This window comes from Stenotrophomonas panacihumi, from assembly GCF_001431645.1.
Lineage (GTDB): Bacteria > Pseudomonadota > Gammaproteobacteria > Xanthomonadales > Xanthomonadaceae > Stenotrophomonas_A > Stenotrophomonas_A panacihumi.
In genome coordinates this window covers 1-3,700 of record NZ_LLXU01000014.1, presented here as the reverse complement: position 1 = coordinate 3,700, position 3,700 = coordinate 1, and the positions used below count along the sequence as shown (strand labels likewise).

At 68.5% G+C, this 3,700-nt stretch carries 3 protein-coding genes; all 3 read left to right on the top strand.

The window, feature by feature from the left end; genetic code table 11:
* Positions 1 to 149 precede the first annotated feature (149 nt).
* Genes ARC20_RS00730 through ARC20_RS00720 form a run of 3 tightly spaced genes read left to right on the top strand, consistent with a single transcriptional unit; the run spans position 150 to position 3,321 of the window.
* The gene (locus ARC20_RS00730; protein WP_057642845.1) at positions 150 to 1,031 is read left to right on the top strand and encodes a CorC family transporter; all 882 of its coding nucleotides are present in this window, start codon (positions 150 to 152) and stop codon (positions 1,029 to 1,031) included.
* Complete coding sequence (locus tag ARC20_RS00725) at positions 1,028 to 2,299, top strand: lipoprotein N-acyltransferase Lnb domain-containing protein (RefSeq protein ID WP_081417961.1); 1,272 nt, start codon at positions 1,028 to 1,030, stop codon at positions 2,297 to 2,299. Before ARC20_RS00730 ends, ARC20_RS00725 begins: the two co-directional genes overlap by 4 nt.
* Positions 2,300 to 2,313: 14 nt before the next feature.
* A complete protein-coding gene (locus tag ARC20_RS00720; RefSeq protein WP_057642842.1) occupies positions 2,314 to 3,321 on the top strand; it encodes a magnesium and cobalt transport protein CorA in 1,008 nt (335 codons plus the stop codon).
* The last annotated feature ends 379 nt before the right edge of the window (positions 3,322 to 3,700 follow it).

Below are 3,700 nucleotides of genomic sequence, written 5' to 3'. Positions count from 1 at the left end.
CCCCCACGCCCCGGCCCCGGCCCCCGCCGCGCCGGTCAAGGCGCCGGCCGGCGGCCACTGAACCGGCCGCCGCGCAGGCCGCCCGGTGACCCGGCGGCCTGCTAGACTCCGGAAACCGCCCGCGTTCAGGGCGCTGTTTCCCCCCATCGATGTCTGAAGACGACAGTAGTCAAAGCACGCCCGAAACCCACGAAAAACGTCGCAGCTGGCTCGAACGCCTGAGCGCGGCCTTCTCGGGCGAACCACATACCCGCGATGAACTGGTCGCCGTGCTGCGCACGGCCGAGCAGGACGGCCTGGTCGGGCCCGACACCCTCCGCATGATGGAAGGCGCCATTTCGGTCGCCGAGCTGACCGTGGGCGACGTGATGATCTCGCGCTCGCAGATGGTCTCGCTGCCGGCCGAAGCGCGCTTCCTGGACCTGATGAAGCAGGTGGTCGAATCCGGCCATTCGCGCTTCCCGGTGCACGGCGAGAACAAGGACGAGATCCTCGGCATCCTGCTCGCCAAGGACCTGCTGCGCGGCGTCGTGGCCGACAACGGCCCCGGCACGATCCGCGAACTGCTGCGCCCGGCCGTGCTCATTCCTGAATCGAAGAAGCTCAACGTCCTGCTGAAGGAGTTCCGCCTCTCGCGCAACCACATGGCGATCGTGGTGGACGAATACGGCGGCGTGGCCGGCCTGGTCACCATCGAGGACGTGCTGGAGCAGATCGTCGGCGACATCGACGACGAGCACGACGAGGCCGAGGACGCCACCGCGCTGATCGCCGTGCAGGCCGATGGCCAGTACGTGGTCGACGCGCTGACGCCGATCGAGGATTTCAACGAACGTTTCGGCTCCGAATTCCCGGACGACGACTACGACACCATTGGCGGCCTGGTCACCGAGGCCTTCGGCCACCTGCCGGAGACCGGCGAGGAACTGACCCTGGACCGCTTCGTGTTCCGCGTGGCCCGGGCCGACGCGCGCCGCGTGCGTGCCTTCCATGTCAGCGTGCTGCCGCAGCTCGCCCAGGACGACGCTTGAAGCCCGCCCCGCATCGTACGTTGGCCCGGCGCTGCCGGGCCTGGCTGGCCTGGGCCGCGCTGCTCGTGCTGCCGGCGCTGCACGCCCAGCCGGTGCCTGCCGACACGCCACCGCCCCCCGAGGCCATCGCGCCGGCAGCCGCCGAAACGCCGCCGCCGCGCATCGGCGTGGCGACGATGCAGCCGGGCGAGGTGTTCTTCGAACGTTTCGGGCATGACGCCATCGTGGTGGTCGACCCGATCAGCGGCGCGGCGACCTCCTACAACTTCGGTTTCTTCGACCCGGGCGAGGCGGACTTCGTCGGCCGCTTCGTCAAGGGCGAGATGATGTACTACCTCGTCGCCCTGCCTTTCGAACAGGACATGGCCTCCTACCAGGACGCCGGGCGCGGGGTGAGCATCCAGTGGCTCGATCTGAAGCCGGAACAGGCGCGCCGCCTCGCCGATGCCCTGGCCGAACGCGCCAAGCCGGAAAACGCGCGCTACCACTACGATTACTTCACCGCCAACTGCGCCACGATGGTTCGCGACTACGTGGACCTGGCGCTCGATGGCGGCCTGCAGCGCCAGCTGGCCGGGCGCTCGCGCGGCAACACCTTCCGCAGCGAAGCGGTACGCCTGGCCTCGCCGGCGTGGTGGATGTGGCTGGGCTTCGACCTGGGCCTGGGCCCGTACACCGACAAGCCGCTCTCGCGCTGGCAGGAAGGCTTCGTGCCGATGCGCCTGGCCGAGAGCCTGACGCAGGTGCGCAACAGCGAAGGCCGCCCGTTGGTGCTGGCGACGCAGCCGTTGCTGCCGCAGCGCGTGGCGCCGGAGCCGCCGGAACAGGCGCGGCATTGGTGGCCCTGGCTGCTGGCCGGCGTCATCGTCGGCGCACTCATCCTGGCAGGCCGTCGCCATCGCCGCGCGGTGGCCGCGTTCGCTGCGCCGTTCTGGCTGCTGTGCGTGGTCGCCGGCGGGCTGCTGGTATTCCTTTGGGGCTTCACCGCGCACGAATCGGCCTGGGGCAACCGCAACCTGCTGCTGCTCAACCCGCTGTGCCTGTACCTGCTGGCCAGCGCGTGGCCGCTGCTGCGCGGTCGCGCGCCGTTGCCCGGCTTCCGCATCGTGGCGTGGGCGGTGGTCGCCTGTGGCGTGCTGGCGCTGGTGATCCACTGGCTGTCGATCCAGCCGCAGTTCAACCTGCAGTGGATCGTGCTGCTGCTGCCGGTGCACATCGCGCTGGCGGCGGTGCTGGGGCGCCGGGACTTGCCCGGGCGCGGCCGCTGACGCAGGATCTGCGCATGGTCATCGCTGCCGATCATCGCGACACGGGCAATCCGGAATGCGTCATCACCTGCGCCTGGTACGACGGCGCGGGGCATCGCCATGACATCCACCTGGACCGGATCAGCGACTGCCTCGCGCAGCCGGAGGGGTTCGTGTGGGTGGGCCTGTACGAGCCGGCGCAGGCGGTGCTGGACAAGATCCAGGAAGAATTCTGCCTGCACGACCTGGCCATCGAGGATGCCGCCAAGGCGCACCAGCGGCCGAAGGTGGAGAGTTACGGGCAATCGCTGTTCGTGGTGGTGAACACCGCGCAGCTGGTCAACGACCGCATCCGCTATGGCGAGACGCATGCCTTCCTCGGCGCCCGCTTCCTGGTGACGGTGCGCCATGGCGCGTCGTTGTCGTACGCCCCAGTGCGTGCGCGCATGGAGCGCGACGCGGACATGATGAAGCTGGGCCCGGCGTTCGCGCTGTACGCGATCCTGGACTTCGTGGTCGACAACTACCTGCCGATCATGGACGAGTTCCGCGACACGCTGGAGACGCTGGAGAAGGACATCTTCGCCGAGACCTACAGCCGCCAGACGGTGATGAAGCTGTACGAGCTCAAGCGCGAATTGAACAAGATGCGGCTGGTGGTGGCGCCGCTGCAGGACGTGCTGGCGCACGTGCGTCGCAACCACGCCAACCTGGTATCGGACGAGGTGGGCATCTACCTGCGCGACGTGCTGGACCATGCCAAGCGCATCAACGATGCGATCGATACGTTGCGCGAGATGCTGGGCACGGCGTTGAGCGTGAACCTGTCGCTGGTGACGCTGGCGCAGGGCGAGACGGTGAAGCGGCTGGGTGCGTGGGCGGCCTTGCTGGCGGCGCCGACGCTGATCACCAGCTGGTACGGAATGAACTTCGCGCACATGCCGGAGCTGGAGGGGCGGTATGCGTATCCGCTGCTCGCGGTGGGGGTGGTGGTGGTGTGCGTGGGGTTGTATCGGTTGTTCAAGCGGGCGCGGTGGTTGTAGCGGTTCGCGGTCGGTTGGGCGTTGGCGGTTGGTAGCGCTGACTTGCGGTGCGGGCACCGGGCTGGCGTATAGGGTCGTCACGGCTCAGCAGACGTCCTGTCCGATTCGCCGCCGCGGGCCATCCATGGCCCGCTGACGCCCCTATACGCCAGCCCGGCGCTAGGCGCGTCGTTTTTCACGCTTCGATCAGGCACACCCCGGAGGGTGGGTGGGGGAAGAGCAAAAGCCGTCGGCTGTGCCTTCTTCCATCCTTCCAACTTCAACCTTGCCTTTGCTCTTCCGGTTGCGGCTGAAGCCGCTCGTGCGTTGGCGCGCCTTGGGCACCGGCTTTGGCTTGTGTCGTCCGGTCGAGGGGATTTGGAGGGTCTGCGGGGAGGGC